This window comes from Acinetobacter sp. YH01025, from assembly GCF_013420185.1.
GTDB classification, from domain to species: Bacteria; Pseudomonadota; Gammaproteobacteria; order Pseudomonadales; family Moraxellaceae; genus Acinetobacter; species Acinetobacter indicus.
The window spans coordinates 1-19,284 of record NZ_VOYR01000017.1 but is presented as its reverse complement, the minus strand read 5'-3'; the positions used below and the strand labels follow the sequence as shown (position 1 = coordinate 19,284).

The window sequence follows — 19,284 nt, the reverse complement described above, 5'->3', positions numbered from 1 at the left end:
TGCCGGAGCTAATGCTTTATGATCAAATCATATCGGCTCCGTAGGCGAGTCTCCCCAGTTTTCATCAGTTGAAAGATCGCAGAATAAAAGGTTCAAAAGACCCGATCACCCAGCACGCTGACAGATTGAGCTGTAGTATGATGTGACGAAATTTCAACTGATAACCTGAAGATCAGTACATTTTAGCCAGAGATGGGGATTCACCCTCTCAAGCACAACTCGTTGGAAATACACATGCCTGACTATCGTTCAAAAACATCGACACACGGAAGAAATATGGCGGGCGCACGTGGCTTATGGCGTGCGACCGGGATGAAAGATGAAGATTTTGGCAAGCCGATTATTGCGGTGGTCAACTCTTTTACCCAGTTTGTACCGGGTCACGTGCATTTAAAAGACCTGGGTCAGCTGGTGGCACGTCAGATTGAACAGGCAGGCGGTGTAGCAAAAGAATTCAATACCATTGCTGTAGATGACGGCATCGCGATGGGTCATGACGGTATGCTGTATTCACTGCCTTCACGTGACCTAATTGCTGACTCGGTAGAATATATGGTCAGCGCACACTGTGCCGATGCGATGGTGTGTATCTCGAACTGTGACAAGATCACTCCGGGGATGTTAATGGCAGCAATGCGCCTGAACATTCCAGTGGTATTCGTGTCTGGCGGTCCGATGGAAGCCGGTAAAGTGAAAATCCGTGGTAATGATAAAGCCATCGACTTGATCGATGCCATGATCGTCGCTGCAGATGATAACTATACTGATGAAGAAGTGGCTGAATACGAACGTTCTGCATGTCCAACCTGTGGTTCATGTTCAGGCATGTTTACTGCCAACTCAATGAACTGCTTGACCGAAGCGCTCGGTTTATCTCTTCCAGGTAACGGTTCTACACTGGCCACGCACGCCAACCGTAAAAAACTGTTCGAACGTGCTGGTTCTTTAATTGTGGAACTGGCCAAACGTCACTATGAACAGGATGATTACAGCGTTCTGCCACGTTCAATTGCCACCAAAGCCTCGTATGAAAATGCCATGACCCTGGACATTGCCATGGGCGGTTCAACCAATACCGTATTGCACCTGCTGGCTGCGGCCAATGAAGCCGGTGTTGATTTCACCATGGATGACATCGACCGTTTATCGCGTAAAGTGCCGGTCCTGTGTAAAGTGGCTCCAGCGAAAAATGATGTACATATGGAAGATGTTCACCGTGCCGGCGGGATCATGGGTATTCTAGGCGAGCTGGATCGTGCCGGTTTGCTGGATACTTCTGTACCGACCGTACATGAAGCCACTTTAAAAGATGCCTTAGATAAATGGGACATCATCCGCACTGAAAATGAAGAGGTGTACACTTTCTTCAAATCGGCGCCAGGTGGTGTTCCAACCCAGACTGCATTTTCACAGGACCGTTATTATTCACGCCTTGATGGCGACCGTGAAAATGGCGTAATCCGTAATGCTGAACATGCCTTCTCTAAAGATGGTGGTCTGGCGGTGCTGTACGGCAACATCGCCCTAGATGGCTGTATCGTAAAAACTGCGGGTGTAGATGAATCCATCCTGAAATTTAATGGGACTGCACGTGTATTTGAAAGCCAGGATGCCGCAGTAGAGGCGATTCTGGGTGGCAAAATCACAGCAGGTGATGTGGTTGTGATTCGTTACGAAGGCCCACGTGGTGGCCCTGGTATGCAGGAAATGCTGTACCCAACCAGCTACCTGAAATCGAAAGGTTTAGGTAAGGAATGTGCACTGTTAACTGACGGCCGCTTCTCTGGCGGTTCATCAGGTCTGTCGATTGGTCACGTTTCTCCAGAAGCGGCTGAAGGCGGTGCGATTGGTCTGGTTGAAGATGGCGATCGTATCGAAATCGATATTCCAAACCGTACCATTCACCTGGCAGTAGATGATGCGACCATGGCCGCTCGTCGTACAGCACAGGATGAAAAAGGCTGGCACCCAGTGGAAGAACGTCCACGTAAGATTTCTAAAGCATTGAAAGCTTATGCGATGCACACTACAAGTGCTGCAAAAGGTGCGGTACGTGAAATCTAAGCTGTAAATTTTTATAGCGCGAAAAAGCACTCCAGATGGGAGTGCTTTTTTATTCCTTAGCGATTTAAACTTAAGTAAAACACCTAAACTTTCAATAAAATCAATGGAGAGAGGGCTTTAGATACTTAAAACCGATAAAGTCTTAAAAAAAGTATGTGTATACTAAAGCGACAGTATCAATGCAAAAGTGATTACACGCATGTCCATGAAATTTATTAGCCGCTTTGTGGCAATTTTAGCGCTCATTATGATTTTAGCTGCACTGAGCATTCAATTTTTCTTTGATCCACATTATACCGTCGTCTTTTGGATCTTAGCTGTTCCTGTGATTTTGGCGGCTCCGATTCTGGCATCTGTGGTGTTGGCTTCCAATGAAGAACTTGGTCTGCATCAGGTGAATTAAGTACGCCTACACTAAAAATTTATAAGTAATTGATTTTAAATAGTGTAAAGATGAATCTAATCAGAAATCATCCCATGACTGATTTACAGTCTCAGTAAAAGGCCCGGCTTGAAAAGACCGGGTCTTTTATTATGTATGGCAACTTCGTACTTCAAATACTCATCTAAGAAAATAAAAAATAACTGAGTCAGATACACAGAGTCTTACTTTTATGTCGAGATTGCTTTCTATACAATCGGATAAAACCTAGCCAATATTTAGGCTTCTCAAAAATTACACTCAGGACGAATAAAATGAGTAAAGACAATATCCGAGAACATTCCGCGCCTGTTTATGAAGGCATTGAAAATGCACCGGCCCGATCCATGATGCGTGCCACCGGTTTTCAGGATGAGGATTTTACGCGTCCTTTTATTGGGATCGCTTCGACCTGGGCCAATGTCACGCCGTGTAATATGCATATTGATGGTCTGGCGCGTACAGTCGAGCAGGGCGTTAATGCTGCCGGTGGTAAGGGGATTATCTTCAATACCATCACTATTTCCGACGGGATCTCCAACGGGACTGAAGGGATGAAATACTCCTTGCTGTCGCGTGAAATTATTGCCGATTCGATTGAAGCGGTGGTCGGTTGTCAGGCCTATGATGGCGTGATTGCGATTGGGGGCTGTGACAAAAATATGCCGGGCTGCATCATGGGCTTGGCACGTTTAAACCGTCCAGGTCTGTTTATTTATGGTGGCACCATCAAGCCGGGTGAAGGGCATACCGACATGATTTCGGTATTTGAAGCGGTGGGTCAGCATGCCAAAGGCGAAATTAATGCGATTCAGGTGAAACATATTGAAGAAGTGTCTTTGCCAGGGCCGGGTTCTTGTGGGGGGATGTATACCGCGAATTCTATGGCCTCTGCGATTGAAGCTCTGGGAATGAGCCTGCCGGGTTCCTCTGCACAGGAAGCGGTGTCTGAAGACAAGCAGATTGACTGTGCCCGTGCTGGTGAAGCAGTGATGAATCTGCTCCGTCTGGATATCAAGCCACGTGACATCATGACCAAAGCGGCTTTTGAAAATGCCATTAAAGTGCTGATTGCCCTGGGTGGTTCCACCAATGGCGTGCTGCATTTACTGGCGATGGCGCATACGGCCGGGGTCGAGCTGAGCCTGGATGATTTTGTCCGCATTGGTCAGGATATTCCGGTGGTGGCCGATGTACGTCCATCCGGTCAATACCTGATGTCTGAACTGATTGCGATTGGCGGGATTCAGCCGCTGATGAAACGGATGCTGGATGCCGGTATGCTCGATGGTTCCTGCCTGACCGTGACCGGTAAAACACTGGCCGAAAACCTGGCGGATGTTGAAGATTATCCGGAAGGCCAGCAGATTATCCTGCCATTTGATGCACCGGTGAAAAAAGATTCGCATCTGGTGATTTTAAAAGGCAACCTGTCGCCAACCGGTGCGGTGGCAAAAATTACCGGTAAAGAAGGCCTATATTTTGAAGGCCCGGCACGGGTGTTTGAAGGCGAAATTGGTGCTATGCGCGGTATTCTTGACGGTCAGGTGCAGCCGGGCGAAGTGGTGGTAATTCGCGGTGTTGGTCCAAAAGGCGGACCGGGCATGCCTGAAATGCTAAAACCGACTTCGGCGATTATTGGTAAAGGCCTGGGCGATGCTGTGGCCCTGATTACCGATGGCCGTTTCTCTGGCGGCAGTCATGGCTTTGTGATTGGCCATGTGACCCCGGAAGCCTATGAAGGTGGGCCAATTGGTTTGGTGAAAAATGGCGATAAAATCTCCATCAATGCCGAAACCCGTGAAATGACCTGGCATGTGTCTGAACAGGAAATTGCCGCGCGTCAGGCGGCCTGGGTCAAGCCAAAACCAAATTATACGCATGGTGCACTGGCCAAATTTGCCCGACTGACCTCAGGGGCAGAGACTGGCGCCGTGACCGATTTAAATTTGGATGTGTAATTGATCATTTAAGATCAAATTGTTATAAACCGGTGTAGTATCTTTTATTCCGCCGTTTAATCCTTTAGAGGCTCAGCTCATGTCACTGTTACGCCGTTGGTTTGATCCAATCCGATCGAGTTGGTTTTATCAAAAACCGTCTCGTCAAGCGGTGTTACCGATTGAGCAGGGCCTCAGTATTCATCTGCGTTTAGATGATGTGTATAGCTATCTGGCGGTGCAGGAACTGCCACAGCTTGAAGAAATCCTCTCCGATGCTTTAAAGCCGTTAAAGGTAATTATTTCCAGTGGCAGTGCAGAGCCGCCGAACCAGATGTCGGCGCTGGAGTGGCAGAACTATTGCCTGAATGATGCACAGATCCTGTCCAAGCAGCACCGTTTCAGTTTTCATGACACCCCGGAGCAACCGACCCCGGAAGCCTTGGCGCAAGCTGAGACCATCTTACGGCATACGCCTTTACGCGGTCAGGATTTTCTGTATTTGCTGGAAGATGTATTCCATATGCTCTGGCAAAAGCAGTATGGCAAATTACGCACCCTGTATGCCATGGCCAGCCGCCATCATCAGGAACAGCATTTTCCGGAACGGATTTTTAATCAGGATGCCATCCTTGCCAGCTATTTCGAGTTTGGTGGCCGTCAGTATCATGCGGTAGATGATTTGTTGCGCCTGACCCGGCGCCTAAAACAGCAGAAGCTGCTGACCGGTAATCCGATTTTCCTGATTAATCATATTGAATGGCGTGAGCATTTAATTAATGATGCCGAAGCCTTAAATGAAATTCAGCGTATGGACCCGGAGCTGGATTTATATATCGCGCTGGAAGATCCGATTTCCTGGCTGCTGCTGGCCTATATTCAGGAAGAGCTGGCCAATTATTATAATATTCATTTGAATGTCTATCCGCTCAGTTATCAGGGCCGTGACCTGTTTGACTGGAGTCTGGCGACCCGTTTATCCAAACGCACCGAAGTGGCCTTTACCCCGTTTTGCCGGCCGACCCAGGATGCCACCTATCAGATGGCGCGACTGTTTTATAGCGTGCCGGAAGAGCAGCGCATGCAGGCCATTCACCGAATTTTGCAGGCGGTGTGGACCCAGGGCAAAGACCTGTCTTTTAAAGCCCATTTCGAGCAGTTACGCCGTGAGCTGAACATTGTTGAACTGAGCAGCGCCGATATTGAACAGTATCTAAAAGACAATGACATGCTTTGTGAAATGAAGTCCCAGCCGAATTTACCGGTGCTGGAGCTGCGGATTGACGGGCAAAGTTATGTGTTTAATAGCCTTTATCGCGTCTGGATGATTGAAAGTATTTTCAGTAATGTGTTAGAAGAAAAGTACAAAAGTGAAAACGAAGCTGAAAATGACATCTTACAACATGAAAAAAGAGAAAGTTGAGTCGCTGGAACAGGCTCGCGCACAGATTGATGTGATTGATAGTGCTTTGGTGGAGCTGATTGCAGCGCGTCAATATTATGTCGATCAGACCACCCGTTTTAAAAAATCAGAAACCGATATGCAGACCCCGGAACGCCAGGCCCAGATTCTGGAGCGTCTGCATAGCCAGGCCACCAGCTTGGGGCTCGATGCTCAGCTAATTGAACAGCTGTACCAGACCATGTTCCAGCACTTTATTCAGCGTGAACTGAAACAGTTTAGACCTTAAAACCGATAACAATTAAAAACGCGCTGGCACTCTGTTTTCATCACAGCAGGCCGGGATAATCTTCCTGATTCCGGCGGCGCGGATTATTTTTGTTCGTCTTTAATCTTTAGCCAGAACCATAGAAATCCGCACTCAGCAGGTGAGATGAATCTGAGCTGCTGTTTCGCTTCAAGATCAAGGTTGGTTGAAAAACAAGCGAATCATCTAACTTTAATTTAAAAATAAACCGATGGCGGTATTTTGCGCAAAGCTAGAGCCCGGCAGGCTTTGCGCGCGTCTATAGTTTTTTGGTAAACTAAATCTATTGATTTTATTACATATTTTAACACGATAGATTTGACTTAATTGAAAATGTATATATATTGTATATACATCTTTTTGTTAAAGCGTCTTTATTTTGGAGTGAAGCAATGAGCGAGCAAATCAAAAAAATAAAGACAGGCAAAAAAGATGGACAACTTTTAATTCGTATTAATAGTGCTGAACGCGATGAATTTATTCATTTGTGTGAAGAACTGGATACTAGTGCTGCTCGTGAATTAAGAAAATTTATTCGTAGCTTTGTGAAACAGCACAAGCGCGAATAGCCTTACTAGGGAGTAATACCATGGCGAAGCAAGTTAAATCGTTAAAGCAAAAAATCAAAGCACGTTTGAAAAAGATTTCAAAACATCAGGGTAAATTGAAACAGCTGCAAAAAGCCCTGAAAAAGCAAAAATAATTTAATTTTGCCTTGAAACCTGACTGCTAGCGTTTAGGTTTCAGATAAAAAAACCGAAGCCGGTACTGATCATACCGGCTTCGGTTTTTTTGTATATTAGTCAGGGCAGTTATGCTTTTTCTGATTTTTCGCCCAAGCTAAAGAACAGGTTCAGTAACAGTGCGGCAAAGGTTGCCGTACCAATACCACCTAGGTTAAAGCTGCCGAATTGCAGGGCAAAGTCACCGGTACCTAAAATAATGGTCACTGCCGCCACCATCAGGTTTTTGTTTTTTGAGAAGTCGACTTTGTTTTCAATCCAGATTTTGGCTCCAGCAATGGTAATCAGACCAAACACCACAATTGAGGCACCGGTTAAAATCGCGCTTGGAATGGTATGAATAATGGCACCAAACTTAGGCGATAAACCAAGGAAAATGGCAAACACACCGGCAACTGCAAAAATAATGGTCGAGTAGACACGTGTTACTGCCATCACGCCAATATTTTCACCATAGGTGGTCATGCCTGGCGCACCGACACCACCGGCTAAAGTGGTGGCTACACCATCGGCAACAAAGGCTTTACCAATGTGCGGGTCCAGGTTTTCACCGGTCATGGCACTCACGGCTTTAATATGGCCCAGGTTTTCTGCCACCAGAATCAGCGCCACCGGGGCAATGATCAGCATGGCATTGACTTCAAATTCCGGACCATGGAAGGTTGGCAGGCCAAACCATGCCGCCTGCTGGATTGGGGCAAAGTTAATTGGCGTGCCATAACCCATGACATTACTGACAATAAAGTAAACCAGATAGGCCAGCAGCAGACCAACCAGGAGCAACAGGCGCTGTAACAGTCCTTTGGTAAATACCGCAATCGAACCCATACATAGGACAGTCACCAGCGCCATCCACATATTAAATGGATTACCAGCTACGCCTTTGACCGTGACCGGCGCCAGGTTCAGACCAATGATCATCACCACTGCACCGGTAACTACAGGCGGCATTAATTTTTCAATCCAGCGCGTGCCGGTGGCCATGACCAGAAAGCCGAGCAGGGCATATAAAATACCGCAGGCAATAATCCCGCCGGCTGCCACCGCAATATTCGGGTTGGGTCCGCCCGTGCCGGATGCGGCATAACCGGTCGCAGCAATTACCACCCCAATAAAGGCAAAGCTGGAACCTAAATAACTAGGAACGCGACCACCGGTCATAATAAAGAACAGGATGGTACAGATCCCGGACATCAGAATGGCCAGGTTCGGGTCAAAGCCCATCAGGAAAGGCGCAAGTACCGTCGCACCAAACATGGCAAACGCGTGCTGAACCCCCAGAACCACAGTTTGCGCAGGTGGAAGATACTCATTGGTACCTACAGGACGTGCATCGATACTGCCTTGATACGGGCGCCATTTGGGAAACCAATTGGACATATTTTGAGCACTCTAAAGACAAATTGTGCCAATCATACTCCTGTTTTTTAAAAGATTTAATCGGAGATACAAAATTTTTGTTCAAATTAATTCTATGACTTTACTTTGTTTTTTACCGCAGGGTAAAAATTTTTTAATATAAAAATAGTATGAAATCAGTAGATTAATTCATCGACTTTGGCTGGAGGGAATGTATAAATAATAATTATTTTATTCATAAAAAAAGAAATGACAGCTTTATGACTGCTTAAAAATACAGCACATGCAGAACATGTGCTGTATGTTTTTGCCAATTTGACTTAGCCGGTGTTGCGTAATCCGGCAGCAATACCGGCAATGGTGACCATTAAGGCATGATCTACCGGACTATGCTCGGCCTGCTGGCTGTTGAGATACTGGCGACGACGTTTCATCAGTTCAGCCTGCAGCAGATGCAGTGGCAGTAAATACGGTTTACGTACTTTCATCGACTGATCCAGCACATCATTGCTGCTGAGGAGCTGTGACTCACCTTTCAGTGTCAGCAAGGTCTGGACTGCATCTTTCAGGCGTTGACGCAGCTCGGCCCCTAGGGCTTTCAGTTCTTCATCTTCGGTCAGATGTGCCTCATAGTAGAGTGCAATATGCCCATCGGCCTTGGACAGAACCATCTCCAGCATATCCACCAGGGTCTGGAAATAGGGCCATTCGCGCAGCATTTCTTCCAGCAGTGCCTGCTGGTCCTGGGCAATGACCTGGTTAATAGCAGCACCAGTACCCAGCCAGGCCGGTAGCATCAGACGGATCTGGGTCCAGGCAAACACCCAGGGAATGGCACGTAGCGATTCAATGCCGCCGCTGACTTTACGCTTGGCCGGACGTGAACCAAGCGGCAGCATTTGCAGCTCCAGTTCCGGGGTCACGGTACGCAGGTATTTCACAAAATGCGGATTTTCCCGTACAGTCTGGCGATAGACCTGCACCGACAGGTCAGTCATGCTGTGCATTAACTGGCGCCATTCCTGTTTAGGAACCGGCGGTGGCAGCAAGGTCGCCTCCAGTGTTGCAGCGGTATAGATTTCCAGATTCTGTAAGGCAATTTCTTCCAGACCAAACTTGAAGCGGATCATTTCGCCCTGTTCGGTGACGCGAATCGCACCGGAAATTGAACCTGGTGGTTGTGAGAACAGGGCTTGCTGGGTCGGTGCGCCGCCACGGCTGATAGAACCGCCACGGCCATGGAACAGGGTTAGCTGAACCCCGTGCTGCTGCGCCACAGCAGTCAGTTCTTCCTGGGCACGATACTGGGCCCAGTTGGCCGACATAAAGCCGGCATCTTTGGCCGAGTCGGAATAGCCAATCATCACTTCATGTTTGCCCTGAATATGCTGCTTGTACCAGTGCATACTAAACAGGGTGTGCATGGTGTCGGCTGCGCCGTCCAGATCTTTCAGGGTTTCAAACAGCGGCACCACGCGTAGCGGCGTTTGAATACCGGCTTCTTTTTGCAGCAATAACACCGCTAGCACATCACTTGGATATTCGGCCATGGAAATAATATAGGCACCCAGTGATTCCGATGGCTGTTCGGCCAGAGTCCGCATGGTGGCAAATACTTCCTGCACATCCGGATGTTCAATCAGGCTCTGTTTTGGTTCCTGTAGGTATTTGGGTAATAGCGGACGTTTGCTTTGCAGTTCCTGCAGCAGGAAATTCTGCCGCGCCTGTTCGGTCCAGGTTTCAAAATTGCCCAGCCCGAGATATTCGGTAATTGCCGAAATGGCCTGACGATGCCGGCCAGATTCCTGACGGATATCCAGTTTGAGCAGTTCAATCCCGAAACAGTTGACCCGGCGAATGAAATCCAGCAGCTTGCCATTGGCAATTTCCGGCATGTTGCAGGCCATTAATGAGCGGTGACACAGCAATAACGGGGTCAGCAGTTCCTGTTTACTTTTGATTACCTGACTGTCATCAGCATCCAGGCCTTGCAGCTTTTGCGCCAGCCAGTCACGGGTGGCGGTCAAACGCTGGCGCGTTTCACGTAAATATTCACGATACGGTTCAGGATGCGGCGTACCAATGGCAGCCAGCAGCTCCGGACTGCATTGCTGGATCGACAGTTCCCAGCGCAAATCTTCAATATCGCGCAGGTACAAATCGGCGGCTTTCCAGCGCGAGAGCCACAGCACTTCCTGGGTCACCTGATGGGTCACATTCGGGTTGCCATCGCGGTCACCGCCCATCCAGGAGGCAAAACGTAGCGGTGCAATTTCCAGCGGCAGCTGCTGACCACACTGGGCCTGCACCATGCTGTCCAGTTCCCGGATAAATTTGGGCACTGCATTCCACAGCGTCTGTTCAATGGTGGTAAAGCCCCATTTGGCTTCATCAATCGGTGTCGGGCGATGCTGACGAATTTCATCAGTCTGCCAGGCCGAGCTGATCAGCTGTTTCAGCTCTTCCAGTACCGCCTGACGCTCACGCGGCGTCAGTTTCTGCTGGTCAAAGGCTGACAGGCAGGCATTGATGCCATCATATTTCTGAATGAGGGTGCGGCGGCTAACTTCGGTCGGATGCGCGGTTAAGACCAGTTCAATATTCAGCTCGCAGATCTGCTGGAACAAGGTCTCGGCAGAAATATCGTGCTGCTGGAACTTCTGAAACAGATGATCGAGTGGATTCGGGGAGGGTGCGCTGTCATCAAATTCGCTCTGGCGGCGGCTACGCACCACATGATACTGCTCGGCAATATTGGCAAAATTTAAAAAGTGGGTAAAGGCACGGGTTAGCGGCAGAATTTCCTCATCTTCCAGACTGGACAGCAGTTGTTCGAGTTGTTTTTCTGCTTCAATCTGGCCATCACGGGCGCCTTTGGCCAGCGCACGAATCTGTTCGACCTGATTAAACAAATCTTGTCCGGCGTGCTGTTTCAGGGTATCGCCCAGTAAATTTCCCAGCAGACGCACATCTTCGCGTAATGGAGTAGCAATTTGTTGAATCATTTTTTTCCCTCTCCAGAGTTCCTGTTTTGACTATACCCGGAATTCGTGACAATCCAAGCTAGCACCAGGCGAAAGTCGGATAATTTTTATCCGGAAGCGCTGCAAAAAAGCCGGTTTTGTTCAAGGCTTAGGCAGCCAGTCACTCGGAGATGGCTTGCAGGAACAGCTGGATACTGGACTGGATCAGCTGCTGCTGTTCCTCGGTGGCCGGAATCGGGCGGATGCCGAGCAAAATTTCATGATGGCGCTGACCGAGCAACAACGACAGCATCAACTGGATTAACTGTTCTAGCGGTCTGTTGGGGATGAACTCTAAATCAATGGCCTGCTGGAAAAAGTGCTGCCAGACTTGGTTCAGCTTTTGATGCGAGGCCTGATAAAACTGCTGTAACAGCGGACTTTGCTGTGAGGCCAAATCGAGCAGCAGATATTCCAGCTTGATGGCTTCGGGTAAATAGACAATTTCCAGGGACAGCGCACACAGCTGCGCCAGCGCCTGCTGGAAATTGCTGTCGGCACCGAGCTGCGGCGGACGCGCCATAATCAGGGCTTCACAGGTATCTTCAATGGCACAGGTAAACAAGGTGGCCTTGTCCTGAAAATGATTATAGACCGTCAGTTTGGTCACGCCGGCATCGCGGGCAATTTCATTCATGCTCGAACCATGATAGCCCTGCTTTAAAAACAAGGATTTAGCCGATTCCAGAATGCACTGGCGTTTTTCGAGATCTTTGGGACGTCCGACGTTCATTTGCTGAAAATATCCTAAATAAAATAAAAACAGTCATTGTGTTTTGCTGTTTCTTGCAATTAATGTACTCATCGGTATATTAATTAAAAATTGATCATTTTTAATATATTGCTATTTTGCCTGAAAAACATCTGACAAATAAGAGTCAACCGCATGAGCACGATTAACACGGTAGTTCTCAGCCTGATCCTGGTGTGTAGCACCCTGGTCGGTTGCAGCAAGGACAGCGCCAGCACTGAACAGAATATTCCCTATGTGATGGTGGCCCAGCCCACCTCCAGTCATCAGGCACAAAAAAGCTATGCCGGTGAGGTGCAGGCGCGTCAGCAGACCGCGTTGGCCTTTCGGGTGGGCGGTCAGGTGGTGGAGCGCTATGTTGATGTGGGCGATCAGGTCAAGGTCGGGCAGGTGCTGGCACGTTTAGATGTTAAAGATGCCCAGTTACAGCTGAATGCAGCGCGCGCCCAGCTCGACAGTGCCCAGTCGGCCGCCAAAATTGCCCAAGATGAATTGCAACGTTTTCAGCAGCTGTTGCCAATGAATGCGGTTAGCCGCTCGCAATACGATGCCATCGACAATCAATACAAATCTGCTGTGGCAGCACTGAAACAGGCGCAGTCCAATTATGCGGTGGCGCAGAACCAGACCGTATATAACCGGCTGGTGGCCAATAAAAACGGGGTGATTACCGCACGCAATATTGAAGTGGGGCAGGTGGTGGCAGCCGGTCAGGCGGCGTATCAGCTGGCAATTTCCGGTGAACGTGAAGTGGTGATTGGCGTGCCGGAGCAGGCCATGAGCCAGATTAAAGTCGGTCAGCCGGCCACAGTCACCTTATGGTCACAGCCGGATCAGCGCTTTGAAGCCTATGTGCGGGAGATTTCACCGGCAGCTGACCAGTCACGTACTTTTAGTGTCAAGGTGGCGCTACGTGCTGCCAATCCGGCCATCCAGCTGGGACAAAGTGCGCGGGTGTTTTTAAATGGCAATGCACAGCAGCAGCTGACCGTACCGCTGTCCAGCGTCTCGGCCAATGGCCAGCAGGCTTATGTCCTGGTGGTGGGCGCCAATCATCAGCTACGTAAAGTAGATGTACAGCTGGGTGCCTATGGCCGTGACAGCGTACCGGTGCTGAGTGGTCTAAAGCCAACGGACTATGTGGTAGTGGGTGGGGTGCATCTGCTGCGCGATCAGCAAAAAATCCATCCGATTGACCGGGAAAACCGTGCCGTCAAGATTCAGGCAGGGGGTTAAGCATGAGTGCACCGCTAAACTTTAACCTGTCGGAATGGGCCTTAAAAAACAAGGGCCTGATTCTGTATTTCATGCTGCTGCTTGGCATTATTGGCATGTATTCTTATTCCAAATTGTCGCAGAGTGAAGATCCGCCGTTTACCTTTAAGGTGATGGTGGTGCAGACCTACTGGCCGGGCGCCACCGCCAAGGAAGTGTCCTTGCAGGTCACTGACCGGATTGAAAAAGAGCTGATGACCACCGGGCAGTACGAGCGGATTCTGGCTTATTCGCGTCCGGGAGAATCGATGGTGACCTTTATTGCCAAAGATTCGCTGCGTTCCGGGCAAATTCCGGATATCTGGTATACCGTGCGCAAGAAAATCAATGATATCCGGCATGAGCTGCCCCAAGGTGTGCAGGGGCCGTTTTTTAACGATGAATTTGGCGATACCTTCGGCAATATTTATGTGCTGACCGGTGAAGATTTTGACTATGCCACCTTAAAAGAGTATGCCGATCGCCTGCAGCTACAATTGCAGCGGGTCAAGGATGTCAGCAAGGTCGAACTGATTGGCCTGCAAGACCAGAAAATCTGGATTGAACTGTCCAATACCAAAGCGGCCCAGCTCGGTATTCCAGTTACCGCCATTCAGCAGGCGTTGCAGCAGCAGAACAGCATGGCCAGTGCCGGCTTTTTTGAAACTGAAACCGACCGGATTCAGGTCCGGGTCAGCGGTCAGCTGAACAGTGTTGAAGCCTTGCAACAGATGCCGCTGCTGGTCAATGGTACCACCATTCAACTGGGCGATGTCGCGGAGATTTACCGCGGTTTTAGTGATCCGGCCCAGCCACGGATGCGCTTTATGGGCGAAAACGGGATTGGCATTGCCGTGTCTATGCGTAAAGGCGGCGATATTCTGGCGCTGGGGGAGAACCTGGCCAGCGAATTCCAGCAGCTACAACAGACCTTGCCACTGGGCATGCAGCTGCAAAAAGTCTCGGATCAGCCGGTGGCGGTCAAGCACAGTGTCAATGAATTTATGAAGGTACTGGCCGAGGCGGTGATTATTGTGCTGCTGGTCAGCTTTTTCTCGCTCGGGTTTCGTACCGGTCTGGTGGTGGCTTTTTCGATTCCACTGGTGCTGGCGATGACCTTTGCCGGCATGAACCTGTTTGATGTCGGTCTGCACAAGATTTCCCTTGGTGCCCTGATTCTGGCGCTGGGTCTGCTGGTGGATGATGCCATTATTGCGGTAGAGATGATGGCTATTAAAATGGAGCAGGGCTATAGCCGGCTTCAGGCGGCCGGCTTTACCTGGAAAACCACCGCTTTTCCAATGCTGACGGGTACCCTGATTACCGCCGCCGGCTTTTTACCGATTGCCACGGCCGCGTCTAGTACCGGCGAATATACCCGCTCCATCTTCCAGGTAGTGACCATTGCGCTGGTGGTGTCCTGGTTTGCCGCGGTGCTGTTTGTGCCGTATCTGGGTGATAAACTGCTGCCCGATTTTAATCAGCAGCCACAACAGGCCAGCTGGTATCAGCGCCTTTGGGCACGTCTGCGCAAGCAGCCCGCTCCAGCGCCTGTGGTGCATCATGTCGGTGAGCAGCATAATCCGTATCAGACCCGTTTTTATCAGGGCTTTCGCCGCTGGGTCGATACTTGTGTGACCTACCGCAAAACTGTGATTGCCGCTACGGTAGGCATTTTTGTGCTGTCGATTTTGATGTTCAAGCTGGTGCCGCAGCAGTTTTTCCCGCCATCGAACCGGGCCGAAATTCTGGTTGATCTGAAACTTGAAGAAGGCGCTTCTTTAACAGCCACCGAAGCCGCAGTACAAAAGGTCGAGCAGTTCCTGGCCAAGCAGGAGGGGATTGATAATTATGTGGCCTATGTCGGCACCGGCTCGCCGCGTTTTTATTTACCGCTCGATCAGCAGTTGCCGCAAACCAGTTTTGCCCAGTTTGTGGTGCTGGCCTCATCGCTAGAAGACCGGGATGAAATTCGCCGTTCGCTGGATGAGCAGATTCGTAAATTATTGCCGGAAGCGCGTACCCGGGTGTCGCTGCTGGAAAATGGTCCGCCGGTTGGCTATCCACTCCAGTTCAGGGTCTCCGGTGAAGATCTGGCTCAGGTACGGCAATGGGCGCAGCAGGTCGCAGCTCAGGTCGATGACAATCCAAACACCACCAATGTGCATCTGGACTGGGGTGAGCCAAGCAAGGTCATTCATCTACAGATTGATCAGGACCGGGCGCGACAAATGGGCGTCAGCAGTGTTGATCTGGCTAACTTCCTCAACAGTTCCATTCTTGGCAGCGCGATTGACCAGTACCGGGAAAAACGTGAACTGATTGAAATCCGCCTGCGCGGTGATGCAGCCGAGCGGGTCGATGTTGGTTCACTCAGCAGTCTGGCAGTACCAACTACGCAGGGTAGCAGTGTGCCATTGGCCCAGATTGCCCAGATTGAATACCGTTTTGAAGAAGGCCTGATCTGGCACCGTAACCGTTTACCGACCATTACCGTACGGGCTGACATCAGCAGCGGTTTACAACCGGCCACGGTGGTGGGGGAGCTAAGCGAACCGTTACAGCAGATTCGCAGCCAGTTGCCAAACGGCTACCTGTTAGAAGTCGGCGGGACGGTGGAAGAATCGGCGCGAGGGCAAAGCTCGGTCAATGCCGGTATGCCGCTGTTTTTGGCGGTGGTGTTTACCCTGTTGATGCTGCAGCTTAAAAGCATGTCACGGGCCTGTATCGTGTTTTTAACCGCGCCGCTTGGCATTATTGGGGTGGTGCTGTTTCTGCTACTGTTCAATAAACCTTTTGGTTTTGTGGCCATGCTCGGCACCATTGCGCTGTCGGGGATGATCATGCGTAACTCACTGATTCTGATTGACCAGATCGAGCAGGATATTCAGGCCGGTGAAGCGCCGTGGGATGCGATTATCAATGCCACGGTGCGCCGCTGCCGTCCAATTGTGCTGACTGCACTGGCCGCCGTGCTGGCCATGATTCCGCTGTCGCGCAGTATTTTCTTTGGCCCGATGGCGGTGGCCATCATGGGCGGATTGATTATTGCGACCCTGCTCACTTTATTCTTTTTGCCGGCCCTGTATGCGCAGTGGTTTAAAGTGAAAAAAAATCAGAATATGGCCTGATTTTGTGTCAATATAAGGTGCGAAAGCTTGAAAATTTCAATATAGTAGCACCTTCATTTTTACAATTTTCAATAGGTAAATTTACTGCATATTATAAAACCAAACATGCAGTAAATGGGGTTGAAGCACACATGCAGCAAGATAGCTTAGCCAAGTTACGTCGTTCGATTGCTCTTTCTTACGTCTTCATGTTTTTCGCCCTGTTTACCTTAATTAGCGCCATTTTTGCCTACTGGCTGGCCCGTAAAGTGGTGATGGTCGATCAGACCGAGGTCTGGTTACAGGCCCAGGCACTCTGGGTCATGCGCAATGTCATGATCTACTCCATTTTGGCGGTATTTGCTGCCCTGTGGTTTATTCCGCTATTTTTCTATGCCTGGAATGACGCCACCTGGGTCACTGCGACCACCATTGCCGGTGTGGTATTTAGCGCCATTGCCTTCTTATATTTACTCAATGCCTGGATCAAAGGCTTAAGTAAATTCATGAAAAACAAGGCGGTGTTTTAAGCAGCCTAAATTTTTTTCGCTGCCTGCCCTTGTAAATCTGGGATAAACCCCAATTTCAGACCTCAGTTGAGTCTTAAATAAAATTCCGTGAGGAGCATCGCCAGACATGGCTAAACGTGATTATTATGAGGTTTTGGGTGTTGCTAAAACCGCTAGTGATGATGAAATTAAAAAAGCCTACCGTAAGTTGGCGATGAAATATCATCCGGACCGTAACCCAGATAACCCGGAAGCTGAAGAAAAATTTAAAGAAGCTTCAGAAGCTTATGAAGTACTGTCGGACAGCGAAAAACGCAGCATGTACGACCGTATGGGCCATCAGGCCTTTGAAGGCGGCATGGGCGGTGGTGGCTTCGGCGGTGGCTTTAGTGCCGAAGATATCTTTAGCCAGTTCGGCGATATTTTTGGGGGGGCCTTTGGGGGCGGTGGCCGTCAGCAACGTGCGCGCCGAGGTTCGGACCTGCGCTATGTGATGGAACTGACCCTGGAAGAAGCGGTTAAAGGGGTGAAAAAAACCATCAGCTTTACCGCACCTGCACCGTGTGATGCCTGTGATGGTAAAGGCTCGCAAAATCCGAATGATGTTGAAACCTGTAAAACCTGTCATGGTGCCGGTCAGGTACGTATGCAGCAAGGTTTCTTCTCGGTGCAGCAGACCTGTAGCACCTGTCGTGGCCAGGGCAAAATCATCAAGAACCCATGTAACATATGTCATGGTTCAGGGGTATCTGACCGTCAGCAAACCCTGGAGGTTACCATTCCAGCCGGTGTCGACAATGGCGACCGGGTACGTTTAACCGGTAAAGGTGAAGCGATCCGTGATGGCCAGGCCGGTGACCTGTACGTAGAAGTGGTGGTGCGCGAGCATGAAATCTTCCAGCGTGATGGTGCCGATCTGTATATGGATGTGCCGGTTTCAATTGCCGATGCCGCATTAGGTAAAGAAATTGAAATTCCGACGCTGGATGGCCGGGTGAGCCTGAAAATTCCGGAAGGCACCCAAACCGGTAAACTGTTCCGTCTGCGCGGTAAAGGCGTAAAACCGGTACGTACCAGCATGGTCGGCGATCTGCTGTGCCGTATTGTGGTGGAAACCCCAGTGAACCTGACGTCGCGTCAGCGTGAACTGCTGAAAGAACTGCAAGCGACGCTGGATGGTGATAACAACAATTCGTCACCAAAGAAAAAGTCATTCTTTGACCGTCTGTTTGACTAATTCAGTTTAACTAAGCCAGTTTAAACAGCGCGCTCAAACACAAAGGGAGATGAACATCATCTCCCTTTTTTATGGCGAGTAAAAAATTAGGTGGTGTTTTAAAAAGTATGCTGACATTAAATGAAGCCATTATTGATGTAAAACAAAGTTAAGTCGAAGGCTTTAAAATGGTTTTCAAGCTTTTTGGAGAAATTACAACTTCTTCTAAAACCACGCCTTATTCGATGCCTTATTTTGCAATTATTACCTTCAATTCCTACAGTAAATAACTTACCAATACTTTGCTTGCAGTTTTTAAAAGCAGTGATGAAACTGTCCCAATGATCACTTGCAATTCGGGTGTAGTGAATACCTAATTGTTTAAGCTTTGCCTTCAACCTTTGGACTGTAGCTAAATCTCTCTTACCCCAAACATAAGCAACAATCTCACCTGTTTCTCGATGGTAGGCGTAAATAAGCCATTGTTTATTATTTTTATTTCCAACAAAAGTCCAGAATTCATCTACTTCGAGAGATTCATAATGACTTTGTTTAGGCTGAATTTGATAGGCCGATTCAGTTAAAGTCCGTAAGACTTTACCGATACTAATGCGCTCAACTTCAGCGATATCTCGTATACCGCTGCCTCTGACCATTAACTGTAATACTTTACGAGTAATGCCAGAATTACATCCTAGATAGCTCAGAGCATGGTCACCAATAAACTGACGTTTGCAGTCTTTGCATTGGTAGTTTTGTTTCCCATCTACTTTGATGCCATTTTTCTTTATACTGTCACTGAGGCAGGTTGGACATTTGATTTCTAGAGTTATTTGCATTTCTCTATTTTATCAAAATTCAACCTGCTTTTTTTTAGCATACTTTTTGATACACCACCTAGAATAGAACTCACTGGTTTCAGAAAAAAATAAATAAATTAATTAATTAGATCTCTTTCATAAATCAAAAAACGATCTTCTTTTTGGTTGATATTTGCACTCCAGATTTCTTGGCATTCATGCATAATCTGCGGATGAAATACATCGATTCAAACAAGTTTTCTGATCCTCAGTTCAAGCGATACACGGGCATCTCATGGTCAACCTTTGATTTAATGGTTGAGCAATTGAAGAAACATGTCCCTGCCAAAGGCAGACCGCCCAAGTTAAGCCTGGAAGACCAGGT

At 48.8% G+C, this 19,284-nt stretch carries 14 protein-coding genes; 10 read left to right on the top strand and 4 right to left on the bottom strand.

Translation table 11 applies throughout. The features are described 5' to 3' along the window. The first annotated feature begins 234 nt into the window (after nucleotides 1-234). The 6 genes from ilvD (FTT89_RS13545) (at nucleotide 235) to FTT89_RS13520 (ending at nucleotide 6,703) form a co-directional block, all read left to right on the top strand. Nucleotides 235-2,064: a dihydroxy-acid dehydratase gene (gene ilvD / locus FTT89_RS13545; RefSeq protein ID WP_075167676.1), complete on the top strand. Its 1,830-nt coding sequence runs from the start codon at nucleotides 235-237 to the stop codon at nucleotides 2,062-2,064. Nucleotides 2,065-2,263: 199 nt separating this feature from the next. Then, nucleotides 2,264-2,467, top strand: a complete 204-nt coding sequence (locus tag FTT89_RS13540; RefSeq protein ID WP_067731511.1) for a hypothetical protein — start codon at nucleotides 2,264-2,266, stop codon at nucleotides 2,465-2,467. Between the two features lie 293 nt (nucleotides 2,468-2,760). Then, nucleotides 2,761-4,446, top strand: coding sequence for a dihydroxy-acid dehydratase (gene ilvD, locus FTT89_RS13535; protein WP_075167675.1), 1,686 nt, complete (start codon nucleotides 2,761-2,763; stop codon nucleotides 4,444-4,446). A 79-nt stretch (nucleotides 4,447-4,525) separates the two neighbouring features. After that, a complete protein-coding gene (locus FTT89_RS13530; protein ID WP_005181177.1) occupies nucleotides 4,526-5,848 on the top strand; it encodes a hypothetical protein in 1,323 nt (440 codons plus the stop codon). Beyond that, nucleotides 5,829-6,116 carry a chorismate mutase gene (locus FTT89_RS13525; protein ID WP_104472805.1) on the top strand — a complete coding sequence of 96 codons (288 nt, stop codon included), beginning with the start codon at nucleotides 5,829-5,831 and terminating at the stop codon, nucleotides 6,114-6,116. Before FTT89_RS13530 ends, FTT89_RS13525 begins: the two co-directional genes overlap by 20 nt. Before the next feature lie 410 nt (nucleotides 6,117-6,526). Beyond that, entirely contained in the window at nucleotides 6,527-6,703 is a 177-nt protein-coding gene (locus FTT89_RS13520) for a hypothetical protein (protein WP_005181183.1), read from the top strand. Nucleotides 6,704-6,946: 243 nt separating this feature from the next. On the opposite strand, the gene FTT89_RS13515 is transcribed toward FTT89_RS13520, so the two are convergent. The 3 genes from FTT89_RS13515 to FTT89_RS13505 form a co-directional block, all read right to left on the bottom strand. Beyond that, complete coding sequence (locus tag FTT89_RS13515; RefSeq protein WP_075174685.1) at nucleotides 6,947-8,257, bottom strand: solute carrier family 23 protein; 1,311 nt, start codon at nucleotides 8,255-8,257, stop codon at nucleotides 6,947-6,949. 299 nt (nucleotides 8,258-8,556) lie between these two features. Then, nucleotides 8,557-11,241: a phosphoenolpyruvate carboxylase gene (gene ppc / locus FTT89_RS13510; RefSeq protein ID WP_180172889.1), complete on the bottom strand. Its 2,685-nt coding sequence runs from the start codon at nucleotides 11,239-11,241 to the stop codon at nucleotides 8,557-8,559. Nucleotides 11,242-11,380: 139 nt separating this feature from the next. Continuing rightward, nucleotides 11,381-11,992, bottom strand: a complete 612-nt coding sequence (locus tag FTT89_RS13505; protein ID WP_180172888.1) for a TetR/AcrR family transcriptional regulator — start codon at nucleotides 11,990-11,992, stop codon at nucleotides 11,381-11,383. A gap of 153 nt (nucleotides 11,993-12,145) precedes the next feature. On the opposite strand from FTT89_RS13505, the gene FTT89_RS13500 reads away from it, so the two are divergent. The 4 genes from FTT89_RS13500 (at nucleotide 12,146) to dnaJ (ending at nucleotide 18,120) form a co-directional block, all read left to right on the top strand. After that, nucleotides 12,146-13,246, top strand: coding sequence for an efflux RND transporter periplasmic adaptor subunit (locus FTT89_RS13500; protein WP_075174688.1), 1,101 nt, complete (start codon nucleotides 12,146-12,148; stop codon nucleotides 13,244-13,246). A 2-nt stretch (nucleotides 13,247-13,248) separates the two neighbouring features. Beyond that, the gene (locus FTT89_RS13495) at nucleotides 13,249-16,395 is read left to right on the top strand and encodes an efflux RND transporter permease subunit (RefSeq protein ID WP_180172887.1); all 3,147 of its coding nucleotides are present in this window, start codon (nucleotides 13,249-13,251) and stop codon (nucleotides 16,393-16,395) included. 131 nt (nucleotides 16,396-16,526) lie between these two features. Continuing rightward, on the top strand, nucleotides 16,527-16,904 hold the full coding sequence (locus tag FTT89_RS13490) for a hypothetical protein (protein WP_005181203.1): 378 nt from the start codon (nucleotides 16,527-16,529) through the stop codon (nucleotides 16,902-16,904). Nucleotides 16,905-17,010: 106 nt separating this feature from the next. Further along, nucleotides 17,011-18,120, top strand: coding sequence for a molecular chaperone DnaJ (dnaJ, locus tag FTT89_RS13485; protein ID WP_180172886.1), 1,110 nt, complete (start codon nucleotides 17,011-17,013; stop codon nucleotides 18,118-18,120). Between the two features lie 116 nt (nucleotides 18,121-18,236). Here the strand turns inward: dnaJ and FTT89_RS13480 are convergent, their stop codons facing one another. Continuing rightward, entirely contained in the window at nucleotides 18,237-18,938 is a 702-nt protein-coding gene (locus tag FTT89_RS13480; protein ID WP_180172885.1) for an IS1 family transposase, read from the bottom strand. Nucleotides 18,939-19,284 lie beyond the last annotated feature (346 nt).